21 protein-coding genes and 1 pseudogene are annotated in these 20,186 nt (G+C 67.3%); 9 read left to right on the top strand and 13 right to left on the bottom strand.

From position 1 onward, the window contains the following. The 3 genes and pseudogenes from MLGJGCBP_RS05845 to MLGJGCBP_RS05835 all read right to left on the bottom strand — a co-directional run. A pseudogene (locus MLGJGCBP_RS05845) lies at positions 1-112 on the bottom strand (3-keto-5-aminohexanoate cleavage protein); the annotation flags it as partial. Positions 113-157: 45 nt separating this feature from the next. Continuing rightward, positions 158-1,072: a TauD/TfdA dioxygenase family protein gene (locus tag MLGJGCBP_RS05840; RefSeq protein WP_160094416.1), complete on the bottom strand. Its 915-nt coding sequence runs from the start codon at positions 1,070-1,072 to the stop codon at positions 158-160. Positions 1,073-1,107: 35 nt separating this feature from the next. Then, the gene (locus MLGJGCBP_RS05835) at positions 1,108-2,082 is read right to left on the bottom strand and encodes a quinone oxidoreductase family protein (protein WP_087556723.1); all 975 of its coding nucleotides are present in this window, start codon (positions 2,080-2,082) and stop codon (positions 1,108-1,110) included. 210 nt (positions 2,083-2,292) lie between these two features. On the opposite strand from MLGJGCBP_RS05835, the gene MLGJGCBP_RS05830 reads away from it, so the two are divergent. Continuing rightward, positions 2,293-3,303, top strand: a complete 1,011-nt coding sequence (locus MLGJGCBP_RS05830; protein WP_160094415.1) for an AraC family transcriptional regulator — start codon at positions 2,293-2,295, stop codon at positions 3,301-3,303. On the opposite strand, the gene MLGJGCBP_RS05825 is transcribed toward MLGJGCBP_RS05830, so the two are convergent. Genes MLGJGCBP_RS05825 through MLGJGCBP_RS05805 form a run of 5 tightly spaced genes read right to left on the bottom strand, consistent with a single transcriptional unit; the run spans position 3,293 to position 8,098 of the window. Continuing rightward, positions 3,293-3,682: a DUF7144 family membrane protein gene (locus MLGJGCBP_RS05825; RefSeq protein ID WP_160094414.1), complete on the bottom strand. Its 390-nt coding sequence runs from the start codon at positions 3,680-3,682 to the stop codon at positions 3,293-3,295. The two genes, MLGJGCBP_RS05830 and MLGJGCBP_RS05825, sit on opposite strands and share 11 nt — an antisense overlap. Then, a complete protein-coding gene (locus tag MLGJGCBP_RS05820; RefSeq protein ID WP_160094413.1) occupies positions 3,679-5,025 on the bottom strand; it encodes a dipeptidase in 1,347 nt (448 codons plus the stop codon). The genes MLGJGCBP_RS05825 and MLGJGCBP_RS05820 overlap by 4 nt, the downstream gene beginning before the upstream one ends. A 3-nt stretch (positions 5,026-5,028) precedes the next feature. Next, positions 5,029-5,475, bottom strand: a complete 447-nt coding sequence (locus MLGJGCBP_RS05815; protein WP_087556731.1) for a hypothetical protein — start codon at positions 5,473-5,475, stop codon at positions 5,029-5,031. Next, positions 5,472-6,926, bottom strand: a complete 1,455-nt coding sequence (locus MLGJGCBP_RS05810) for an APC family permease (RefSeq protein ID WP_160094412.1) — start codon at positions 6,924-6,926, stop codon at positions 5,472-5,474. The genes MLGJGCBP_RS05815 and MLGJGCBP_RS05810 overlap by 4 nt, the downstream gene beginning before the upstream one ends. A gap of 41 nt (positions 6,927-6,967) precedes the next feature. Further along, complete coding sequence (locus MLGJGCBP_RS05805; protein ID WP_160094411.1) at positions 6,968-8,098, bottom strand: aminopeptidase P family protein; 1,131 nt, start codon at positions 8,096-8,098, stop codon at positions 6,968-6,970. 336 nt (positions 8,099-8,434) lie between these two features. Between MLGJGCBP_RS05805 and MLGJGCBP_RS05800 the strand changes: the two genes are divergently transcribed. Further along, the gene (locus MLGJGCBP_RS05800; protein WP_160094410.1) at positions 8,435-9,784 is read left to right on the top strand and encodes an APC family permease; all 1,350 of its coding nucleotides are present in this window, start codon (positions 8,435-8,437) and stop codon (positions 9,782-9,784) included. Between the two features lie 18 nt (positions 9,785-9,802). Here MLGJGCBP_RS05800 and MLGJGCBP_RS05795 read toward each other — a convergent pair whose 3' ends face one another. Further along, positions 9,803-10,627, bottom strand: a complete 825-nt coding sequence (locus MLGJGCBP_RS05795; protein WP_160094409.1) for a class II glutamine amidotransferase — start codon at positions 10,625-10,627, stop codon at positions 9,803-9,805. Positions 10,628-10,643: 16 nt separating this feature from the next. Continuing rightward, positions 10,644-11,198: a GNAT family N-acetyltransferase gene (locus MLGJGCBP_RS05790; RefSeq protein WP_160094408.1), complete on the bottom strand. Its 555-nt coding sequence runs from the start codon at positions 11,196-11,198 to the stop codon at positions 10,644-10,646. A gap of 185 nt (positions 11,199-11,383) precedes the next feature. Here MLGJGCBP_RS05790 and MLGJGCBP_RS05785 point away from each other — a divergent pair, with 185 nt between their 5' ends. The 5 genes from MLGJGCBP_RS05785 (at position 11,384) to MLGJGCBP_RS05765 (ending at position 17,608) form a co-directional block, all read left to right on the top strand. After that, on the top strand, positions 11,384-12,745 hold the full coding sequence (locus MLGJGCBP_RS05785; RefSeq protein WP_160094407.1) for an MFS transporter: 1,362 nt from the start codon (positions 11,384-11,386) through the stop codon (positions 12,743-12,745). Positions 12,746-12,794: 49 nt separating this feature from the next. Then, on the top strand, positions 12,795-14,390 hold the full coding sequence (locus MLGJGCBP_RS05780) for an aldehyde dehydrogenase (NADP(+)) (RefSeq protein ID WP_160094406.1): 1,596 nt from the start codon (positions 12,795-12,797) through the stop codon (positions 14,388-14,390). 25 nt (positions 14,391-14,415) lie between these two features. After that, positions 14,416-15,351, top strand: a complete 936-nt coding sequence (locus MLGJGCBP_RS05775; RefSeq protein WP_160094405.1) for a 5-dehydro-4-deoxyglucarate dehydratase — start codon at positions 14,416-14,418, stop codon at positions 15,349-15,351. Further along, positions 15,351-16,622 carry a glucarate dehydratase family protein gene (locus MLGJGCBP_RS05770; protein WP_160094404.1) on the top strand — a complete coding sequence of 424 codons (1,272 nt, stop codon included), beginning with the start codon at positions 15,351-15,353 and terminating at the stop codon, positions 16,620-16,622. Before MLGJGCBP_RS05775 ends, MLGJGCBP_RS05770 begins: the two co-directional genes overlap by 1 nt. 92 nt (positions 16,623-16,714) lie before the next feature. Beyond that, the gene (locus tag MLGJGCBP_RS05765; protein ID WP_160094403.1) at positions 16,715-17,608 is read left to right on the top strand and encodes a LysR substrate-binding domain-containing protein; all 894 of its coding nucleotides are present in this window, start codon (positions 16,715-16,717) and stop codon (positions 17,606-17,608) included. 12 nt (positions 17,609-17,620) lie between these two features. Here the strand turns inward: MLGJGCBP_RS05765 and MLGJGCBP_RS05760 are convergent, their stop codons facing one another. Both MLGJGCBP_RS05760 and MLGJGCBP_RS05755 read right to left on the bottom strand, forming a co-directional pair. Beyond that, positions 17,621-18,103, bottom strand: a complete 483-nt coding sequence (locus MLGJGCBP_RS05760) for a carboxymuconolactone decarboxylase family protein (RefSeq protein ID WP_087556741.1) — start codon at positions 18,101-18,103, stop codon at positions 17,621-17,623. A 51-nt stretch (positions 18,104-18,154) separates the two neighbouring features. Next, a complete protein-coding gene (locus MLGJGCBP_RS05755; RefSeq protein ID WP_201452974.1) occupies positions 18,155-18,640 on the bottom strand; it encodes an SRPBCC family protein in 486 nt (161 codons plus the stop codon). Between the two features lie 224 nt (positions 18,641-18,864). Between MLGJGCBP_RS05755 and MLGJGCBP_RS05750 the strand changes: the two genes are divergently transcribed. Beyond that, complete coding sequence (locus MLGJGCBP_RS05750) at positions 18,865-19,155, top strand: hypothetical protein (RefSeq protein ID WP_087556743.1); 291 nt, start codon at positions 18,865-18,867, stop codon at positions 19,153-19,155. Here MLGJGCBP_RS05750 and MLGJGCBP_RS05745 read toward each other — a convergent pair whose 3' ends face one another. Next, entirely contained in the window at positions 19,156-19,767 is a 612-nt protein-coding gene (locus MLGJGCBP_RS05745; protein WP_160094401.1) for a malonic semialdehyde reductase, read from the bottom strand. It abuts the gene before it with no gap. A 91-nt stretch (positions 19,768-19,858) separates the two neighbouring features. Here MLGJGCBP_RS05745 and MLGJGCBP_RS05740 point away from each other — a divergent pair. After that, on the top strand, positions 19,859-20,186 hold a 328-nt coding region (locus MLGJGCBP_RS05740), incomplete at its 3' end, for a winged helix-turn-helix transcriptional regulator (protein WP_160094400.1).

Genomic DNA, 20,186 nt, shown 5'->3' with positions numbered 1-20,186 from the left:
GCGGCAGGTCCTCGCGGAAGTCGTCCGGCTCCCACTCGGGACCGTACGGGGCGCACGTGATGACCAGCTTCTCCTGGGTTTCGGGGAAGAGGGCGTCGTCGTGGAAATGCATGGGTGTTCTCCGTTTCGAAATCGGAACTGATGACTAAGGGAAATTTCAGAAGGGGCGGTCGCCGACGATTCCGGCGCGTTCCATCTTGCGGACGGCGGGCCAGTAGTCCTGGACGGCGTAGTGCTGTGTGGACCGGTTGTCCCAGATCGCAACGCTGTTCGGGGTCCACCGCCACCGCACCTGGTATTCGGGGATCGAGGCCTGGCTGATCAGGTAGTTGAGCAGGTTGCTGCTGCCGGGCGCGTAGTCGATGCCGTACCGGATGTTGTCCGGGGTGTGGTAATTGACGAAGTGGGTCGCGAAAGAATTGACGAACAGGATCTTTTCGCCGGTGTCCGGGTGCGTGCGCACCACGGGGTGCTCGGCGTCGGGGAAACGATCGTGCAGCGCGTGCCGCTGCTCCAGCGTCTGGGCCGCGCCGAACGAGGCCTCGATGCTGTGCCGGGCGCGCAGTCCGTCGATCTGCTCCTTCACCCGGTCGGGGAGTTTCTCGTAGGCCAGCGCCATGTTCACCCAGATGGTGTCGCCGCCGACCGGGGGCGTCTCGACGGCCCGGAGCACGCACCCCATGGGCGGGTTCTCACGCCAGGTGGCGTCGCAGTGGAAGGCGTTCTCGTAATGCTCGGCCGGGCTGTCGAGGTCCTTGTAGATCCGCACCAGCCCGGGATGCTCGGGGTCGCTGCCCGCGACGGGATGATCCTCGAGCGGCCCGAAACGCTCGGCGAGCGCCACGTGCTCGGCCCGGCTCATGTCCTGGTCGCGGAAGAACAGAACTTTGTACTCGAGCAGCAGTTCCCGGAGTTCGGCGAACAGGGCGTCGTCGCGAGAGACGTCGCCGAGGTTCACGCCGAACAACTCGGCGCCGAGCGAGCAGGTCATCGGCGTCAGCCGGAACGAACCGGAGGGGGAGAGGATCGCGTTCTGCTCGGGCGAGTACGTCAGTTGCGCGGTGTCGTTCATGTTGGTGTCTCCGTCGTGGTGAGGGGTGGCGCGGCTCAGAGCCGGAACACCGAGGAGCCGATGCTGGTGCCGGATTCGAGGTCGCGGTGCGCCTGGACGGCGTCCTCGAGTCCGTAGCTCTGGTTGATCTCGATGCGGATCCGGCCCGCCTCGACGTGGCCGAACAGTTCACCGGCGAGTTCGGCGCGTTCCGCCGGGTCCGCGATGTAGTCGGCGAGCGCCGGCCGGGTGACGAACAGCGAACCCTTGACGGCCAACTGCATCGCGTTGATCGGCGGAATCGGTCCCGACGCCGTGCCGAAGCACACGAGCAGTCCGCGCCGGGAGAGGCAGTCGAGCGAAGTCTCGAACGTGGACTGGCCGATGCTGTCGTAGACGACGGGAACGCCGGCGCCGCCGGTGATCTCGCGGACCCGTTCGGCGACGTTCTCACGGGTGTAGACGATGACGTGCTCGCAGCCGTGGGCGCGGGCGATCGCGGCCTTCTCGTCGGTGGAGACCGTGCCGATCACGTTGACGCCCAGCAGCTTCGCCCACTGGGTGAAGATGAGTCCGACGCCACCGGCGGCGGCGTGGAGCAGCACGGTGTCGCCGGCCTTCAGCGGGGCGATGCGGCGCAGCAGGTAGGCTGACGTGAGTCCGCGCATCGTCATCGCGGCGGCCGTGTCGAAGCCGATCGCGGAGGGCAGTGCAATGAGCGGGGCGGCGGGCATCACGCGTTCGGTGCTGTAGGCGCCGAGCGGGCTGCCCGTGTAGGTGACGCGGTCGCCGACCTGCACGTGGGTCACTCCGGTGCCGACGGCCTCGATCACACCGGCGCCCTCGACGCCCATGCCGGCGGGCAACTCGGCCGGGTAGAGGCCGGTGCGGAAGTAGGTGTCGGCGAAGTTCAGGCCGACCGCCTCGTGGCGGATCCGGACTCCGTGCGGGCCGGGTTCTCCGACCTCGACGGACTCCCACTGCATGACCTCGGGTGCGCCGTGCTCGTAGAACCGAACAGCCTGTGCCACAGTAATTCTCCTCTTCGACGTGATGATCGGCGCGGTTCCGCTGCTGAACTGCTCGCGGTCGGGCGTCCGGGGTGATCCGGTGCCGCGGCGCCGCCTCTTTGTGATGCACCTAACAGTAGGGCCGCATGCGGTCGTATGCTTATCCTGACGGGACAGGAGGCCTATCATTTCGGGACACGGCCAGGAGTCGGGACAGGGCAGGGAGGGGTCGTGAAACCCCTCGCGCGCTACGCGTCGCTGAACGGGTACGTGGAACTGTGCCGGTCGCTCGGACTCGAGCCGGCACCGCTGCTGCGCGCCGCCGGCCTCGACCCGTCCGGGCTCGGCCTGCAGGACCGCTGGATCCCTGCCGCGGCGATCGCGCGGCTGCTCGAGCAGTCGGCCGACGGATCCGGATACGCGGATTTCGGGGTTCGCCTCGCCGAACGCAGGCAGTTCTCCAACCTCGGACCGCTCAGCCTCGTCGTCCGCGAGGAACCCGACGTCCGCAGCGCCCTGCGCGTCCTCACCCGCTACGAGCACACCTACAACGAAGCGTTGCGGACCCGGATGTCGGAGCGTGGCGGGCTGGTGACCCTGCGAATCGAACTCGACGTGGGAGAGGCCACCGACGTCCGGCAGTCGGTGGAACTGGCGGTCGGGGTGCTGCACCGGCTGTTGCGTGGCTTCCTCGGCGGCGGCTGGAAACCGCTCGCCGTCTGCTTTCCGCACCCGGCGCCGGCCGACGCCGCGACGCATCGCCGGTTGTTCGGGCCTGCGATGAACTTCGACCACGAGTTCGCGGGCATCGTCCTGGAGGCCGGCGACCTGAACGCGCCGAACAAGATGTCCGATCCGCTGCTCCGCCCCTACACCCAGCAACTACTGGAGTCGTGGGAGCCGTCGGACGACGTGACGATCGTGAGCCGGGTCCGCGAGTTGATCGAACTTCTGCTGCCCACCGGCCGCTGCTCCGTCGAGCAGGTGGCCCGCAGCCTGGGGGTCGACCGGAGAACCGTGCACCGGCGCCTCACCGAGAGCGGGGAGTCGTTCTCCACCGTCCTCGACGCCACCCGCACCGAACTCGCCGAACGGATGGTCGCGAACCCGCGGCTGAACCTCACCGAGATCGCGGACATGCTGGCGTTCTCGGCGCCGAGCAACTTCTCCCGGTGGTTCCGCGGCCGGTTCGGCGTCAGCCCGAGCCAGTGGCGGGCCGAGCGGGCGGAGCTCAGACCCTAGCGGGATGCCAGGCCGCCACCGCCCAGATCACGACCGCGTCGAGCGCGATGAGGGTGATCGCCCACATCGGGTAGTACGGCAGCCACAGGAAGTTGACGACGATCGACAGCCCGCAGATCACGAACGCCGCGCCCCGGGCCCACGCCACCCCGGCGAGCAGGGCGACACCCGCCGCGGCGACCAGCGCCCCGAACACGATGTGGGTCCACCCCCACGAGGTGACGTCGAATTCGTACGTGTAGCCGGCCTCGACGACGAACACCTCGTCCTTGGACACGGCAGACAGACCCTGCAGAATCTCGAGCACACCGACGGTGACGAGGAGAACCGCTGCGCCCAGTTGCGGTGAGGTGCGGGCCGGACCCGCTGCGGGCGTCATGAGCGGGTGCTCGCGTAGTTCTGAAGGAACCGGGCTTCGACCAGCGACATCGCCGCGATTTCCGAGGGGTCGACACTTTCGTTGGGGGCATGGATCAGCGCCCGGGGTTCCTCGACGCCCATCAAGATGATCTCGGCCTCGGGGTACGTGTCGGCGAGAACGTTGCACAACGGAATGGAGCCGCCCTGACCCAGCATCACCATGGGCCGGCCGTAGGCCTCCTCCATGGCCGCACCGAGGGCCCGGTAGGCAGGTCCGTCGGTGCGGGTCCGGTACGGCGCCCCCGAGGCCTCGACCGCGACGTCGACGGCCACCCCCCACGGCGCTGCGGAGTGCAGATGGTCGATCAGCGCTCGCTGCGCCTGTGCAAGTTCGAGTCCGGGTGGTATCCGCAGGTTCAGGCGGGCGCGTGCCCGCGGTGCGATGGCGGCCGCCGATCCGACCACCGGCGGGCAGTCGATGCCGAGGACGGTCAGCGCCGGACGCGCCCACAGCATGTCGGAGACGGTGCCGTCGCCGAGAAACGTTTCGGTGTCGAGCATGCCGGCGTCGGTGCGGAACTGTTCCGGTGGGTAGAGTTCTCCGGTCCAGGTCTGGGTGTTGTCCAGACCTTTGACGGTGGTGTTGCCCTTGGCGTCTCGCAGCGTTGCCAGCATCGCGATCAACGCGGCCAGGGCATCCGGGGCGGCGCCGCCGAACATGCCGGAGTGCAGATCGGACGTGAGTGCTTCGACGGTGACGACGACGGTGACCATCCCGCGCAGGCTGATGGTCGCGGCCGGCACGCCTACATCGGCGTTACCGGTGTCGCACACGAGAATCGCGTCGGCGCGCAGGAGATCGGCGTGTTCGCGGACGAAGTTCTCCAGACCGCCGGTGCCCTGCTCCTCGGACCCCTCGACGACGATTTTCAGGTGGACGGGGAGTTCGGCGCCGAGGGCTCGCAGCGCCGTCAGGTGGACGAGGATGTTGCCTTTGCAGTCGGCGGTGCCGCGTCCGTACCAGCGTCCGTCCCGCTCGGTGAGCTGGAATGGTGGTGTTTCCCAGGCGGTGTCGTCGAGCGGAGGTTGGACGTCGTAGTGGGCGTAGAGCAGCACGGTGGGGGCGTGCGGATTCGGGGACGGTCGTGACCCGACCACGGCGAGGCTTCCGTCCGACGTCTCCTCCAGACTGGCGTCGGTGAAGCCGTGCTGCGCGAATTTCGCCCGCACCCATTCCGCCGCACGGTGGCATTCCTCGGGAGGGTACCGGCGGGGGTCGGCCACCGACTGCATGGCGACGAGTTGGGTCAGTTCTTCTCGCGCCTGCGGCATCAGATCGCTGATGCGTTCTCTCAGGTTCATCGCTCACTCACCTGCCACGTCGCTGGTCGCGAGGTCGCCGACGAACTGCTGGAATTCGGCGAGGTTCTCGGGGCAGTAGATCTGGATGATCAACAGTTCTCCCTGGACCACCCGCTCGTCGACGATGACTGGCCGGGTGCCCGGTCCGCCGGACCCGTTGGCCATCTGGGACAGCAGCGTGGCCCTGGCGAGGGGTGCGTTCGGGTTGGCGCAGATCGCGCCGCCGTCGTCCCCGAGCACCCCGACGATCTGGTCGTGCGACGGTGTGCGGGCGCCGGCCTGGTCGAGGGCCGCGATGAGCTGATCTGCCTTGTCGTCGGCTTCCCGGTTCGACGAGACGTAGGGGAAGAGGAGCAGGGCGATGATCGTGAGGACCACGATGATGAAGGTGACGAGACCGTAGATGATCATGCGGTCGCGCCGGCTCGAGGATTCCTTCGCGGTGGTCATGACTCGCTCTCCTCGGGTTGCTTCCACGAGGGCTTCCGGGACCGGTAGAACAGGTAGGGCACGAGGAGGCCGAGGCCGAGTGCGCCCGCGCCGACGATGAGGACGTACACGCCGGCGTTGCCGGAGCTGAACTGCGACGGCGGGATGAAACCGATGAGGAGCGCGGCGAGTGAGGCGGCGAACCCGACCCCGCACAATCCGGCCAGCATCGGTGCCCGGTATCCGCGCGGGTGGTCGGGGGCCTTGCGGCGCAACTGAACCGCGGCGACGAACATCAGCAGGTACATGATCAGGTACACCTGCGTGGTGATCACCGAGAAGATCCAGTACGCGCTCGATACGTCGGGGATGAACGCGTAGAGCAGGGCGATCACGGTGGTGACCAGGCCCTGCGTGACCAGAATGTTCTGCTGCACGCCGTGCTTGTTGACCCGCTGCAGGAACGGCGGCAGATACCCTTCCTGCCGGGAGATGAGCACCAAGCCCTTGGACGGGCCGGCGAGCCAGGTCAACATGCCACCGAGCGACGCCGTCACCAGCATGATTCCGATCACCGGTGTGAGCCATTGCCAGCCGAATTCCGCGAAGACCGCGTCGAATGCCTGCATCACCCCGGCGGTGAGGGACAGCTGTTCGGCCGGGACCACCCAGCTGATCGCCAACGCGGGGAGGATGAAGATCGCCAGGACCAGGCCCATGGCCAGGAACATCGCCTTCGGGAATTCCTTGGCGGGATTCCGCAGGGACGACACGTGCACCGCATTCATCTCCATGCCGGAGTAGGAGAGGAAGTTGTTGACGATCAACACGAGGCTGGCCAGACCTGCCCACGCAGGCAGCAGGTGGTCGGCGGTCATCGGCGCGGCGGAGGCATTACCCTGGCCGAGAAAGACCGTTCCCAGAATCACCAGCAGTACACCGGGAACCAGGGTGCCGATGATCAGGCCGGCGCTGGAAAGACCTGCCACACCCTTCGTTCCCCGCGAGGAGATGTAGACCCCGGACCAGTAGGTCACCATGATGACTATCGCGGTCCACACCCCGTTGTTCGCGAGGGCCGGGTTGATGACGTAGGCGAGCGTGCTTGCGACGTATCCGAGCAGACTCGGATAGTAGAAGATCGTCATCGCGAACTGGCACCATACCGCCAGGAATCCCATCGGCTTGGAGATCCCGAGGGAGACCCAGTTGTAGACGCCGCCTTCCCATCCCGATGCCAGCTCGGCCGACACCAGCGATGTCGGTAGCAGAAACACCAGCGCGGGGATGAGATACAGGAACACGCACGCCAGGCCGTACACGGCCATCGTCGGCGACGGGCGAAGGCTCGCCACCGAACTGGTGGTCATCAACGCCAGGGCCAGCCAGGAAATCCAGTTCCCCGCCGGGCCGCGGGTGCGGGCCTCGGCCTGGGCAGGCGGCTGGTCGGCGGGTATGTCCGGTGCGCTCATGACATCCACCTGTCGCTGCTGCGTGTCATCCCACTGCCCTCCTAGTCGACGACCCGCAGGTCGTGGCTGGTGTTGTTCAGGCGGCGTCCGCCGTCTTCGGTGACGGTGACGATGTCTTCGATGCGGATTCCGAACCTGCCTGCGAGGTAGATGCCCGGTTCTATCGAGAAGCACATGCCGGGGACGAGAAGCTGTTCCTCGCCCTCGACGATGTACGGCGGTTCGTGGGTGGTGACCCCGATTCCGTGTCCGGTGCGATGAATGAACTGCTCGCCGTAGCCGGCGTCGCTGATCACCGACCGCGCCACCCGGTCGATCTGCTGACAGCTGATCCCGGGTCGGACGGCTTCGACTGCCGCTTGCTGTGCCTGCCGGACGATGTCGTGCACCTGCCGCACTTCGGGTGTCGGCTCGCCCACCGCGACCGTGCGGGACGTGTCCGAGCCGTAGCCGAACATCAGGCCACCGAAGTCCAGGACGACGGTGTCACCGCGTTCGATCGTCCGGTCACCGGCCTCGTGGTGCGGATTGGCGCCGTTGGGCCCGGACCCGACGACGGTGAAATCGACCTGCTCGTGCCCGAATCGGCGCAGTAATCCGGCAAGTTCTGCTGCGACCTCGTTTTCTCGCCGGCCGGCGAAACGTGTCTGCACGATCTGCTCGTAGACCGCATCGGCGGCGGCGCCGGCCGCGGTCAGCCGAGCCAGTTCGGCGGCGTCCTTGACGGCACGCAACATGGGCATCCCGTCGGTCAGCGCCACATACGACGAGCGCGGCAGCTGTCGTTGCAGGCCCAGCAGGTGTATCGCCCAGGCGGAGTCGGAGACGCCGTATCTACCTGTGGGGTCGAGCAGTGCGCCGGCCACCTGGTATGGATCCGTGCCGTCGGACCACTCGACGAGCGACACCGCGGCCGTACCGTCGGCGCCTTCGGCATCGGGTCGTTCGAGCGCGGGCACCACCATGATCGGTTGCCGGTACGGGCGCAGCACCAGCATCGTGAGTCGTTCGGTGATCGCGGTCGGCCGGTACGCCGTCAGCCACACCAGATCCGGTCCCGGGGTGACGAGGATGCCGTCCAGGCCCGCGGCGACGGCGTCGTGAACGACCCGCGTCATCCGGGCGGCGTAGTCGTCGCCGGTGAACGGCGTCGGATGCACGATCGATGTCATCGAGCCCTCCGGTGAATGAGGAGATCTTCGACAGCCACCCGAAATTCAAGGCAAAGAAACCGAATTCGCATTACGAACTCGCCACGTCCACGACCACATGACGACGGTTGCTCAGGGCACTCCGCTCGATCGGCACCGCATCGCCACGGTCCACCTCCTACGGGGCGCGTAAAGACCCGCCAAATCGAATTGTGCGCCTGCCCGGACCGAAACCGCAGCAAAATTCTGATGAAATGCGATTTCCGATTCGGTAACGAGGGCGATATCGGCGCGGTTCTGTTGGAAAATGGACTGATAGGACCGATCTCGGCCCATTGCAGATGTGGCGGTTGCACCATGAAAGACATGGACGACATGGCCCGTGAACCCGTCGGCGGACGTGACGCCGGCCAGGGTGGCCCCGCGGGCGCCCAGGCCATGACGGTGCGCGGCGCCGCGTTCCTCGGTGTCGGCTCGATGGTCGGAGCCGGCATCTTCGCCCTCCTCGGGGAAGCCGGGGCCGTGGCCGGCTCCGCGGTGTGGCTCTCGTTCCTGCTGGCCGGAGTGGTGGCCACCTTGCAGGGTTACGCCATCGCGAAGTTGGGGGCGCGCTACCCGTCCTCGGGCGGCATCGTGACATTCTTGCTGCAGGGGTACGGCCGCGGGCACATCACCGCGATCACCTCATGGCTGCTCTACTTCGCGGCGCTCATCGTCACCGCCATGGTCGCCGTCTCGTTCGGGAGTTACGGCGCCGCACTGTTCTTCGACGATTCCGGCGTGTGGAGCCGCATCCTCACGTCCGCCGTGGTCGTTCTCGTGGCGGCGATCAACATCGCAGGCACCAAGTTCATCGACCGCGTCCAGACCGCGATCGTGGTGATCCTCCTCGCGGTGTTCGCCGTCTTCGTCGTCGTCACTCTCGCTCAACTCGACCCAAGCCTGCTGGCACCGTCCACCTACCCGCCGACGGTGGATATCGTCGGCAGCGTGGCGCTGACCTTCTTCGCCTACCTGGGCTTCACCGTCATCAGTTTCACCGGCGGCGACCTTCCCGACCCGAGCCGCAACCTGCCTCGCGCGATGTATCTGGCCTTGGGTGTCACGATCCTCCTGTACGTGCTGATCTCCCTCGGAGTCTTCGGAACCCTGACCGTGCAGGAGGTCATCGACAACGGCGATACGGCCCTCGCCGTGGCGGCCCAACCTGCTCTCGGTGACGCCGGTTTCGCGATCATGGCCCTCGCGGCGCTGCTGGCCACCTCCTCCTCGGTCAATGCCAACGTCTACGCAGCGGCCGGCTCCACCGCCAAACTCGCCGAATCCGGAACCTTTCCACCGGTGTTCGGTAGTCGAGCATGGGTCGGAGGCACACGCGGGTTGACCATCTCGGTCGTGCTGATCCTGCTGCTGGCGAATTTGGTGGATCTCACCGCCATCGCCTCCCTCGGCAGCGCCGTGGCGCTCGCAATCTTTCTCGTGACGTCGATCGCGGCGTACCGGCTCCGTCACGAAACGGATTCCCGTGCAGGCATCCTCGTCGCCGGAATCGTGTTGACCGTGGTCGTTCTCGTCGTCTTCGCCATGCAGACGCTGCTGACCGCCCCGGAGACGTTCGTGGCCATGATCGGGATCGTGGTGCTCGCGGTAGCGCTCGAGTTGTTCTGGAGCGCAGTGCGCGCTCGCCGGGCGTCCCGCACGCAGTGAGGAGTGTGGGACGCAGACTCAGCGGCCGGGTGGGACGGGCAGAAACGGCCGGATCTCGTCGTCGCCGGGGCGGATGACCCCGGCATGGGACTCGGGCACCTCCTGCCACGCGCCCTCGAGGTCGCGCAGCGGTTCGGACACCACGAACCGGGTCTCGTCGCCCAGTTCGTGCAACACCTCCACCTCGGGGTGCAGGGCGCGCACCTTGTCCATCGCGGTGGAGAAGAACAGCGACCGTGTCTGCTGTTCGGTGGAGTACCGGAACACCCAGACGGAGACGCCGTCGGTGGTCGCGATCGTCGCCTGCACCGGGTTCTCGACCCCGTGCCGGGCGCCGACGTCCTCCACGAACCCGACGGCGCGGGCGACGGCGGCGAACGGGTCGTCGGTGAGACCGAACGTCAGGGCGAGGAAGAACAGTGTCTCGGAGTCGGTCGATCCGTCGATCTGCGGGTAGAGACTCGGGTCGACGGCCAGGGCCAGATCGCGCTTCATCTCGGTGAATCCGCGTAGTGCGCCGTTGTGCATCCACAGCCAATTGCCGTGCCGGAACGGGTGACAGTTGCTGCGCTGCACGGGAGTTCCCGTCGATGCGCGCACGTGCGCGAAGAACAGTGGCGTCCGGATCTGATGGGAGATCTCCTGCAGGTTGCGTTCGTTCCAGGCGGGTTCGATGCATTTGAACAGGGCCGGCGTAGGGCCGTCCCCGTACCAGCCGATGCCGAACCCGTCACCGTTCGTGGTGGTCGCACCCATGCGGGAGTGCAGGCTCTGGTCGATCAGGGAGTGGACAGGCCGGAAGAGGAGGTCCTCGACGAGGATCGGATCGCCGGAGTATGCCATCCACCTGCACATCTTCTCATTCAAGCAGGTCGAGTCGGCTGATGTAGTGGCTTCCGTCATCGATCGGATTGTCGGGTGGGAGGTAGCCCTCGCCGACGCGTCGGAAGCCGGCCTTCTCCAGCGCCCGCCACGACGCCCGGTTGGGGACGACGACGGGGACGACGATCGCGGTGGCGTCCGGCAGATCGGCGCGGCACTTGTCGACGAATGCCCGGATCATCGCGGTTCCCAGCCCCTGGCCGATCCGCCCGGGGTCGCCGACGAAGTAGTCGATGGAGATGCTGCCCGCGGGGATCTCGACGAGGGCGGTGAGGAGTGCGAGGTCCTCGGGATAGTCGGCGATCCGGTACCGCTGGATGAAGCCGAACGGCACGCCGCCTCGCAGCACGAGGAAGTCCTCGCAGGGTTCGGTTCCGTCGATGCTGCCGCCGAAATCGCGCTCGATGTCCGCGTCCGCGGTCTCGTGGTTCCAGAACCGCGCGACGTGCGGTTCGCGGAGCCATCGTTGCAGCTGAGGGAAGAATTCGCGGGTGGTGTGGACGAACTCGAAGGTGACTGCGTCGGCGCTCACGGTACGGAAACTAGCACCACCCGAGTCGATGCAACTTCGGTATCGATGACAAGAATTTTTGACTTGGACATGTATCGACCGTCCCTCTAGCGTGATTCCTATGACTCAGGTCACGCTTCCGGATCGGGGCGTGATCGGAGTCCCCAACTTCGTCACCCACCCGAATCCAGAGAGAGGAGTCACCGGTGACCCTCCCCCTCGCCGTCTCGCCGGCAGTCGACAGTGCGGTCTCCAAGATCTTCCGCCGCGTCGTGCCGCTGTTCATCGTGATGTTGATCTGCAACCAGCTCAACCGATCGAATATCGGCTACGCCCAGACCCACCTCGAAGCGGATGTGGGCATCGGAGCCGCGGCGTACGGGTTCGGAGCGGGTGTCTTCTTCATCGCGTACGCGATCTTCGAACTGCCGTCGAACGTACTCATGGAGAAGTTCGGCGCCAAGGTGTGGCTCACCCGGATCATGATCTCGTGGGGCCTCGTGTCCGCGGCCATGGCGTTCGTCAACGGCCCCGAGATGTTCTATGCGCTGCGGTTCCTGCTCGGTGTCGCCGAGGCCGGCTTCTTCCCGGCCATCATCTTCTACTTCACCCGCTGGCTGCCGAACAACCACCGCAGCCGGGCCACCGCCCTGTTCATCGCCGGTTCGTCGATCGCGGCCGCCATCTCCGGACCGATGTCCGGACCGCTGCTGTCCCTCGACGGACTCGGTGGGCACCACGGCTGGCAGTGGATGTTCGCCCTCGAGGGCCTGCTGTCCGTGGTCGTCGGGTGCGTCGCCTACCGCCTGCTCGACTCGAAGATCGACGACGCGAAGTGGCTCACCGGCGCGGAGAAGCACGACCTGCAGGCCGTCATCGCCGAGGAGGACGTGCTGCGCAGCGAGGCGTCCGCGACGCGTGGCGAGTCGGGTTCGCGCTGGAAGCTGCTCCTGCAGCCACGGATCCTGGTGTGCTGCGGCATCTTCTTCGCGATCACCATGGCGATCTACGCCAACACGTTCTGGCTGCCGTCGATCATCCGCCGCATCCCGGGCACCACCGACGTCACCGTCGGGCTGCTGTCCTCGCTCCCGTGGATCTGCGCGATCTTCGCGATGTACTTCTCCAACCGCTCCGCCGACCGCACCGGACGGCACAAGCCCTACCTCGTCGCCGCGCTGCTCATCGGCGGTATCGGCACGATGGCCGCCGCGTTCGTCACCCCTTGGCTGGCACTGCCGCTGCTGTGCCTGGCGACGATGGGCTTCAAGAGCGCGAGCCCGCTGTTCTGGTCCATTCCGCAGCGCACGCTCCACCCGATGGTGCTGGCACCGGCGATCGCGATCATCAACTCGCTCGGCAACCTGGGTGGCTTCGTGGCCCCGTTCGGCTTCGGTGTCATCAAGGAGCAGACCGGCACGGTGACGATGGGCCTGATCGTGCTGTCCCTCTTCGCCCTGGCCGCCGCCGCGGCGGTGACGTACTTCCGGCGCGACAAGGAAGACATCGACGAAGTCGCGGACGTCGCCGAGGTGGCGTCCGAAAACACCACCCTGGCCACCAAATGACCCGTCACCGGACCATACGAAACGCAGACGAGAATTCGAGGATCGCATCATGACAGCAACGGTGAACCGGACCGACGTGACCGGACAGATGATCATCGCGGGCAACCCCGTGCAGGGTTCCGGCACGACCATCCACGGCATCGACCCCGCCACCGGCCACCAGCTCGGGCCCGGCTTCGCGCACGGTGACGACCGGGACGTCGACGCCGCCTGCGCCGCCGCCGCCGAGGCGTTCGCGCCGTACCGCGCCACGACGTCCGAGGAGCGCGCCAGGTTCCTCGAGACGATCGCCGACAACATCGAGGCGCTCGGCGAGACGCTGATCGCCCGGGTGTGCGCCGAGTCCGGACTTCCCCAGGGCCGCGTCACCGGCGAGGTGGGACGCACCTCCGGACAGCTGCGGCTGTTCGCCGGCGTCCTGCGCGACGGCGGCTGGAACGGTGCCCGCATCGATCCCGCGCTGCCCGACCGAACCCCGTTGCCGCGTGCCGACATCCGCCAGCGGAAGGTCCCACTCGGACCGGTCGCGGTGTTCGGTGCCAGCAACTTCCCCCTCGCGTTCTCCGTCGCCGGCGGCGACACCGCCTCCGCACTGGCGGCCGGCTGCCCCGTCGTCGTGAAGGCCCACGATGCGCACCCCGGCACGTCCGAACTCGTCGGCCGCGCCATCGCCGACGCCGTCGCGAGCACCGGCATGCCTGCAGGGACGTTCTCCTTGCTGTTCGGCTCGGGCCGCGGGCTCGGCACGGCACTGGTCACGGATCCGCGCATCAAGGCCGTCGGCTTCACCGGATCCCGTTCCGGCGGAACCGCTCTGGTCACCGCAGCCGCGGGACGCCCGGAACCGATCCCGGTGTACGCGGAGATGAGTTCGATCAACCCGGTGTTCCTTCTCGAGAACGCGCTCACCACCCGCGGCGCCGAACTCGGTCGCGCCTTCGTCGGGTCGCTGACCCTCGGATCCGGACAGTTTTGCACCAATCCCGGTCTCGTCATCGCGGTCGACGGTCCCGGACTCACCTCGTTCGTCGAGTCCGCGCGCGCCGCGGTCGCCGAGAGCACGCCCACCCCGATGCTCACCCCGAACATCGCCGGCTGCTACGCCGACGGCGTCACCGCGCTCAGCGGAGCCGCGACCGTGGAGGCCCGCGGCACCGAAACCGACGCACCCAACACCGGCCGGGCAGCGCTGTTCAGCGCGGACGCCGACACGTTCCTGGGCTCGGAGGTGTTGCAGCAGGAGGTGTTCGGCTCGTCCAGCCTGATCGTCCGATGCCGCGACGCCGAGCAGGTGCGCGCCGTCGCGGCGAAGCTGGAAGGCCAGCTGACCGCGACCGTCCACGTCGACGACGCCGACCTCGGCGAGGCAGGCCGCCTGCTGCCCGTCCTCGAGCTCAAGGCCGGGCGAATCCTGTTCAACGGCTGGCCCCCCGGGGTCGAGGTCGGCCACGCGATGGTGCACGGTGGTCCGCACCCTGCGACGTCCGACTCGCGCACCACGTCCGTGGGTTCGCTTGCCATCGAACGCTTCCTGCGACCCGTTGCCTATCAGGATGTTCCGAGCTCGCTTCTCCCCGCCGCCATCGCCGACGGCAACCCCGACCAGTTGTGGCGTCGCATCGACGGCCGACTCACTCAAGCCTGATTTTTCCCTCGTGAAGGAGTTCCCCATGCTCGACGGCGTCCTGTTCTTCCCCGTCACCCCGTTCACAGCATCCGGCGACGTCGACTACGACCGGCTCGCCGAGCACGTCGCCAAGGGTGTCGACGCCGGCCCCGGTGGCGTCTTCATCGCCTGCGGCACAGGCGAATTCCATGCCCTCGGGCTGGAGGAGTTCGGCAGGATCGTCGCCAGGGCCACCGAGGTCGTCGCCGGACGGGTCCCCGTCTTCGCCGGCGCAGGCGGCTCTGTGCAGCAGGCCAAGGAGTTCGCGGCCAGCGCGAAGGTCAACGGCGCCGACGGCATCCTGCTGCTCCCGCCGTACCTGGTGACGATGCCGCAGGCCGGGCTGGTGGAATACACCCGCGCGGTCGCCGACACCACCGACCTGCCGCTCGTCGTGTACAACCGCGGCAACGCCCGCTTCGACGAAGCGGCCGCCGTGGAGGTCGCGCAGTTCCCGACCGTCATCGGTTTCAAGGACGGCACCGGCGATCTCGACAAGGTGGGCCGCATCGTCCGTGCGGTGAAGGACGCGCTCGCCCCGTCCGGTAAGCCGTTCCTGTTCTTCAACGGCATGCCGACCGCCGAGGTCACGCAGCAGGCGTACCGCGCGATCGGTGTCACGCTGTACTCGTCCGCCACGTTCGCCTTCGCACCGGAACTCGCGCTCGGCTTCTACGACGCCCTCGAATCCGGCAACCAGGAACTCACCGACGCACTGCTCCGCGACTTCTTCCACCCCCTGGTGCGCCTGCGCGACCAGGTGCCCGGATACGCCGTGTCGCTGATCAAGTCGGGTGTCGCGATGGAGGGTATCGACGCCGGGCCCGTGCGGCCGCCGCTCGTCGCGACGAGCGAGGTGCACGTGCGTGAGCTCACTCGGATCACCGCAGCCGGCCGGGCCGTTCTCGCCGATGCTCTCGCCGTGCAAGCGGCGGTCTGATGACTGCCGCACCGATCCGGATCACCGGCGCGCGGATCACGCCCGTCGCGTTCGTCGATCCGCCGCTCCTCAACACCGTCGGCGTGCACCAGCCCTACGCGCTGCGCGCGATCATCCAACTCGACACGGACGGTGGTCTCGTCGGACTCGGTGAAACCTACGCCGACACGGCCCACCTGCTCCGGCTCGAGGCGGCCGCCGAGGCGATCGTCGGGCTGGACGTGTTCGCGCTCAACGCGATCCGTGCGGCGATCGACGAAAGGATCGCCACGCTGACCGTCACGGGCGGCGACGGTGTCGCCGGCATGATCACCACGGCCAGCACCACCGACCGCGTGTTCTCCCCGTTCGAGGTGGCGTGCCTCGATGTGCAGGGCAAGGCGCTCGGCAGGCCGGTGTCAGATCTTCTCGGCGGCAAGGTGCGCGACGCCGTCCCGTTCAGTGCCTATCTGTTCTACAAGTGGGCCGGGCATCCCGGCGCCGAGCACGACGAATGGGGCGAGGCCGTCGACCCCGACGGTCTGGTTCGCCAGGCGCAGAAGATGATCGGCGAGTACGGCTTCGAGGCCGTCAAGGTCAAGGGCGGCGTGTTCTCCCCGGACGAGGAGATCGCCGGCATCAAGGCGCTGCGGGCCGCGTTCCCCGACCTGCCGCTGCGCCTCGACCCCAACGCCGCGTGGACCGTCGACACGTCGATCCGGGTGGCGTCGGAACTCGACGGCATCGTCGAATACCTCGAGGACCCCACACCCGGTCTCGACGGCATGGCCGAGGTCGCGCGTGAGGCGAAGATGCCGCTGGCCACGAACATGTGCGTCGTCGCGTTCGATCAGCTCAAGCCTGCGGTGCTGAAGGATTCGGTGCAGGTCGTGCTGTCGGACCACCACTACTGGGGTGGCCTGCAACGGTCGCGGCTGCTCGCCGGGATCTGCGACAACTTCGGCCTGGGCCTGTCGATGCACTCGAACTCGCATCTCGGCATCAGCCTGGCCGCGATGGTGCACCTCGCAGGCGCCACCCCGAACCTCACGTACGCGTGTGACACGCACTGGCCGTGGAAGACCGAGGACGTCGTCGAGCCGGGTGTGCTGAAGTTCGTCGACGGCGCGGTCGCGGTGCCGACGACGCCGGGTCTCGGTGTCGAGATCGACGAGGACGCCCTCGCCGCGCTGCACCAGCAGTACCTCGACTGCGGCGTGCGCGACCGCGACGACACGGGGTACATGAAGTCGGTGGATCCCACGTTCGAGAACACCTGCCCGCGCTGGTAGCCGGGGCACCGGAAGGCGCCGACCGCCCACGCGGTCGGCGCCTTCCGCGTGGACTACATTGAGTTCCACCTCGAGGCAAAGGAGTGGATCGAATGTTCTCCCTCGCACGGCTGTCGTGTTTCATCGCCGTCGCGGAGGAACTGCATTTCGGTCGCGCCGCGGAGCGCCTGCACATGACGCAGCCGCCGCTGAGCCGTCAGATCCAGCAACTCGAAAGCGAACTCGGGGTGCAGTTGATCGACCGCACCAGCCGATCCGTCACCCTCACCGCCGCCGGCGCGGCGTTCCTGCCCGACGCCCGGCGCATTCTGAGTCTGTCGGAGAGTGCCGCCCTGACGGTCCGCCGGGTGCCCGCCGGTGATCTCGGCACCGTCGTCGTCGGGTTCACCGGCGCGTCCGCGCACGCGGTGCTGCCGAGGTTGCTCGAGGCCGCCCGCGACCGGCTGCCGGACGTGAAAATCGTTCTGCGGGAGATGGTCACGTCGGTGCAGATCGAATCGCTGATCAGCGGTGAACTGGACCTCGGGCTGATCCGCCCCATCCTCACCCGGCCCGGCATCGACACCCGGCCCATCCACCACGAACGCCTCGTCGCCGCGCTGCCCGCGGGTCACCCCCTCGCCCACGCCGACGAGTTGGCGGTGGAGGATTTCGACGACCAGCCCGTCGTCATGTATTCGCCCGTCGATGCGCGGTATTTCCACGAACTGCTCATCAGCACGTTCACGATCGTCGGTGCCTCCCCGCGCTACGTCCAGTACGTCACGCAGGTGCACACCATGCTGGTGCTCGTCCGGTCCGGGCTGGGCATGGCCCTCGTCCCGGAATCCGCGCAGACGATGCACCCGGAAGGGGTCGTGTTCCGGCCGGTCTCCGCGATCCGCGACCGGCCCGTCCAGATGAACGCCGCCTGGCGCTCGGACAGCCGGAACCCCGCGTTGCGCAGGCTGATGGAGGACGTCCTGCCGCAGCGAGAATGGGAATGAGAACCGGCACGCTCAGAGCGTGAGCTTGCACGCCTGACCGATGTCGAGCACCCGCAGCACCCGGCCCGTTCCCAGCCACAACGCGCACGACAACGCCAGGTCGGTCAGGATCTCGTCGGTGAAATGCTCGTGACACCGCGCCCAGAAGTCCTCGTCCTCGCGCAGCGCCGTGTGATCGGTGGCGAACCGGTGCGCGAACTCCGCCGCTGTCCGCTCCTCCGCGCTGTACCCGGGCCACGACTCCCATTCGAGGACGTGATCGTAGAAGTGTTCGTCGATGCCCGCGTCGGCGCCACTGCTGTCGCGGGTGCCGAGGCACACGGCACACTCGTTGGCCTCCGCGACCGCCATCCGTGCGATCTCCCGCACCCGTAACGGTAACCGGTTCCGGTTGTACACCGCGTCCGTGAAGGCGCCGAGCGCACCACCCAGTTCGGGTGAGATCGACAGCCAACCTGCCACGTCATCGTCACTGTAGCTACCTACTCGACTCATCCCCGAATGCTACAGCGGGAGCCGTCGCGGGCGATAGATCTGACACGTGTTCTATGTCGTCGACGGCGGTGCCGCGAGCTCGGCCAGGTGCTGGAGTGAGTTGGTGAGATGCTCGGGACCGAACGGCGGGAAGTGGAGATACTCCCGGATGCGCTGCGGCACCGGCGACCAGTCGTAGGTGAGCGTGATCGCGGTTTCGGACGGGCCGAGCGGCACGAGGTCGTAGCGCCAGCCCCAGCCGCCGAACTCCAGATGGCCGTCGTTCTTCTCCTCCCCGGTGCGCCAGCCGATGGCGCGCGGTGGGTCGAGTACCAGGATCTGGTTGGCCACCCGGTAGTTCCCGTTCGGATGGTTGGGGTGGTACATGTCCATCCGGAAGACCTGCCCCACCTCGGTCAGCGGCGCCCGGTCGGCGGCTTCCTGCACCCAGCCGGTGCCGTCGATCGCGGAATGGGTTCTCGGGTCGGTCAGCACCGTGAACACACTGGCGGCGGGCACGGCGACGGTCAGGGTGGCGCTCACATTCTCCTGGTCCACGGTGGGCACGCTCCTCGTCACCTCAGGCCTCCCACGGATACGGAAGGACCGTTCACTCCATGTTGACTACCGGCGGCACAGAATTCATCTATCCGCATGCATTTCGCAGTCAAAGTGCCTGTAGGCGTAAGTAACACCTGCATCCGAATTGCGCTGCTCGGGTCGCCCCGGCGGCCGTAGGTGCATATGCTCCTGAGCAGGTTCGCCGAACGAAGAGGTGCACGATGGGCGACACAAGCGATGACAGGTCGGAGCCCGGTCCCGAGCTGACCGTCGGCACGCGGGTGCTGGTCCGCAGGAAGGCCGAGGCCGACGCGACCGGTGAGGTTGTCGAGGACTACGCGGCACTCACCGAGCCCGGTGGCGCAGGGCACGAGTGGGCGCCGGCGCATCGATGGGCGATCGCGCTCGACGACGGACGTCTCGTCTTCGCCGACACGGACGAGGTGACCGTCGATCCCAGCCCTCGATCCGGTCGGCGCGGGACGCACCGTCGTGAGAGTTCCGACGAGTAGTCAGACCCAGGACACGGTGTCGGCCGGGTCCAGGCGGGGGAGCCGATCGAACCACGGGTTCTCCCCGGGGTGCCCGATGTTGACGACCAGAATGGAACGGAAGCGGCCGTCGGGGAAGAACTCGGCGTCGATTCCGGCGGCGTCGAAACCGGCCATCGGGCCTGCGGCCAGGCCGAGGGATCGGACGGCGAGAATGAAGTAGCCCGCCTGCAGTGCACCGTTGAAATCGCCAGTTCGCTCGCGCATCTTCTCGTCGCCTTCGAAGACGTCGCGCAACTCCGGCCGGAACGGCAGCAACGCCGGAATGTGGTCGTGGAACTGGGTGTCGACGGCCAGGATGGCGACCGCGGGCGCCGACTCGGTCTTCGCCTTGTTGCCCTCGCTCATGTGCGGCAGCAGTCGCGCGCGACCCTCGTCGGTCCGGGCGAAAACGATCCGCAGGGGCTGGGTGTTCGCCGCGGTCGGTGCCCACTTCGCGAGGTCCCAGATCTGGGCGAGTTCCTCGTCGGTCACCGGGGTGGATGCGAAACTGTTGGCCGTGCGTGCCTCGCTGAACAGCAGCGCGCGACCCGCCTCATCCAGTTCCGGTCGGGTCTGTACGTCTGAGCTCATGGTTGCTTCCCTCTCAGCGACTAGCAACAAAGGTGTTACTAGTAAAAAACTAGTTGACAGTTTGATGCTAGCACCTTGCTAAGGTCGAGGTATGAGCTCAGGCGTCGAACAGCACGATCCGCGCGCGTGCGACGGCGCGCTCGCGAAGGCGTTCACGTTCCTGGGCAAGCGCTGGAACGGCGTCATTCTGGCGACACTGATGTCGGGCCCGGCGACGTTCTCCGGGCTGCGACGTTCGGTCGGGAGCATCAGCGATTCGGTGCTCTCCGACCGTCTCGTCGAACTGGCCGGGGCCGGTCTCGTGACGCGGGAAGTCTGCGAGGGACCGCCCGTATCGGTCACATATCAGCTGACCGAGGCAGGCCAGTCACTGATGCCGGTCCTCGACGAACTGGCGGACTGGGCGAGGACGCACCTCA

It is taken from the genome of Rhodococcus sp. T7, assembly GCF_009872365.1.
GTDB lineage: Bacteria > Actinomycetota > Actinomycetes > Mycobacteriales > Mycobacteriaceae > Rhodococcus_F.
The sequence above is the reverse complement of the archived record's forward strand: the minus strand, read 5'-3'. Positions and strand labels throughout refer to the sequence as shown.

Excerpts from the sequence above, each read along its gene's own strand:
- MLGJGCBP_RS05765 (WP_160094403.1), top strand. The coding sequence starts at position 16,715 with ATGTTCTCCCTCGCACGGCTGTCGTGTTTCATCGCCGTCGCGGAGGAA.
- MLGJGCBP_RS05820 (WP_160094413.1), bottom strand. The coding sequence starts at position 5,025 with ATGAACCTGAGAGAACGCATCAGCGATCTGATGCCGCAGGCGCGAGAA.
- MLGJGCBP_RS05825 (WP_160094414.1), bottom strand. The coding sequence starts at position 3,682 with ATGACGCCCGCAGCGGGTCCGGCCCGCACCTCACCGCAACTGGGCGCA.
- MLGJGCBP_RS05745 (WP_160094401.1), bottom strand. The coding sequence starts at position 19,767 with ATGAGCTCAGACGTACAGACCCGACCGGAACTGGATGAGGCGGGTCGC.
- MLGJGCBP_RS05770 (WP_160094404.1), top strand. The coding sequence starts at position 15,351 with ATGACTGCCGCACCGATCCGGATCACCGGCGCGCGGATCACGCCCGTC.
- MLGJGCBP_RS05795 (WP_160094409.1), bottom strand. The coding sequence starts at position 10,627 with ATGGCATACTCCGGCGATCCGATCCTCGTCGAGGACCTCCTCTTCCGG.
- MLGJGCBP_RS05815 (WP_087556731.1), bottom strand. The coding sequence starts at position 5,475 with ATGACCACCGCGAAGGAATCCTCGAGCCGGCGCGACCGCATGATCATC.
- MLGJGCBP_RS05775 (WP_160094405.1), top strand. The coding sequence starts at position 14,416 with ATGCTCGACGGCGTCCTGTTCTTCCCCGTCACCCCGTTCACAGCATCC.
- MLGJGCBP_RS05840 (WP_160094416.1), bottom strand. The coding sequence starts at position 1,072 with ATGAACGACACCGCGCAACTGACGTACTCGCCCGAGCAGAACGCGATC.
- MLGJGCBP_RS05760 (WP_087556741.1), bottom strand. The coding sequence starts at position 18,103 with ATGAGTCGAGTAGGTAGCTACAGTGACGATGACGTGGCAGGTTGGCTG.
- MLGJGCBP_RS05780 (WP_160094406.1), top strand. The coding sequence starts at position 12,795 with ATGACAGCAACGGTGAACCGGACCGACGTGACCGGACAGATGATCATC.
- MLGJGCBP_RS05810 (WP_160094412.1), bottom strand. The coding sequence starts at position 6,926 with ATGAGCGCACCGGACATACCCGCCGACCAGCCGCCTGCCCAGGCCGAG.
- MLGJGCBP_RS05805 (WP_160094411.1), bottom strand. The coding sequence starts at position 8,098 with ATGACATCGATCGTGCATCCGACGCCGTTCACCGGCGACGACTACGCC.
- MLGJGCBP_RS05800 (WP_160094410.1), top strand. The coding sequence starts at position 8,435 with ATGAAAGACATGGACGACATGGCCCGTGAACCCGTCGGCGGACGTGAC.
- MLGJGCBP_RS05750 (WP_087556743.1), top strand. The coding sequence starts at position 18,865 with ATGGGCGACACAAGCGATGACAGGTCGGAGCCCGGTCCCGAGCTGACC.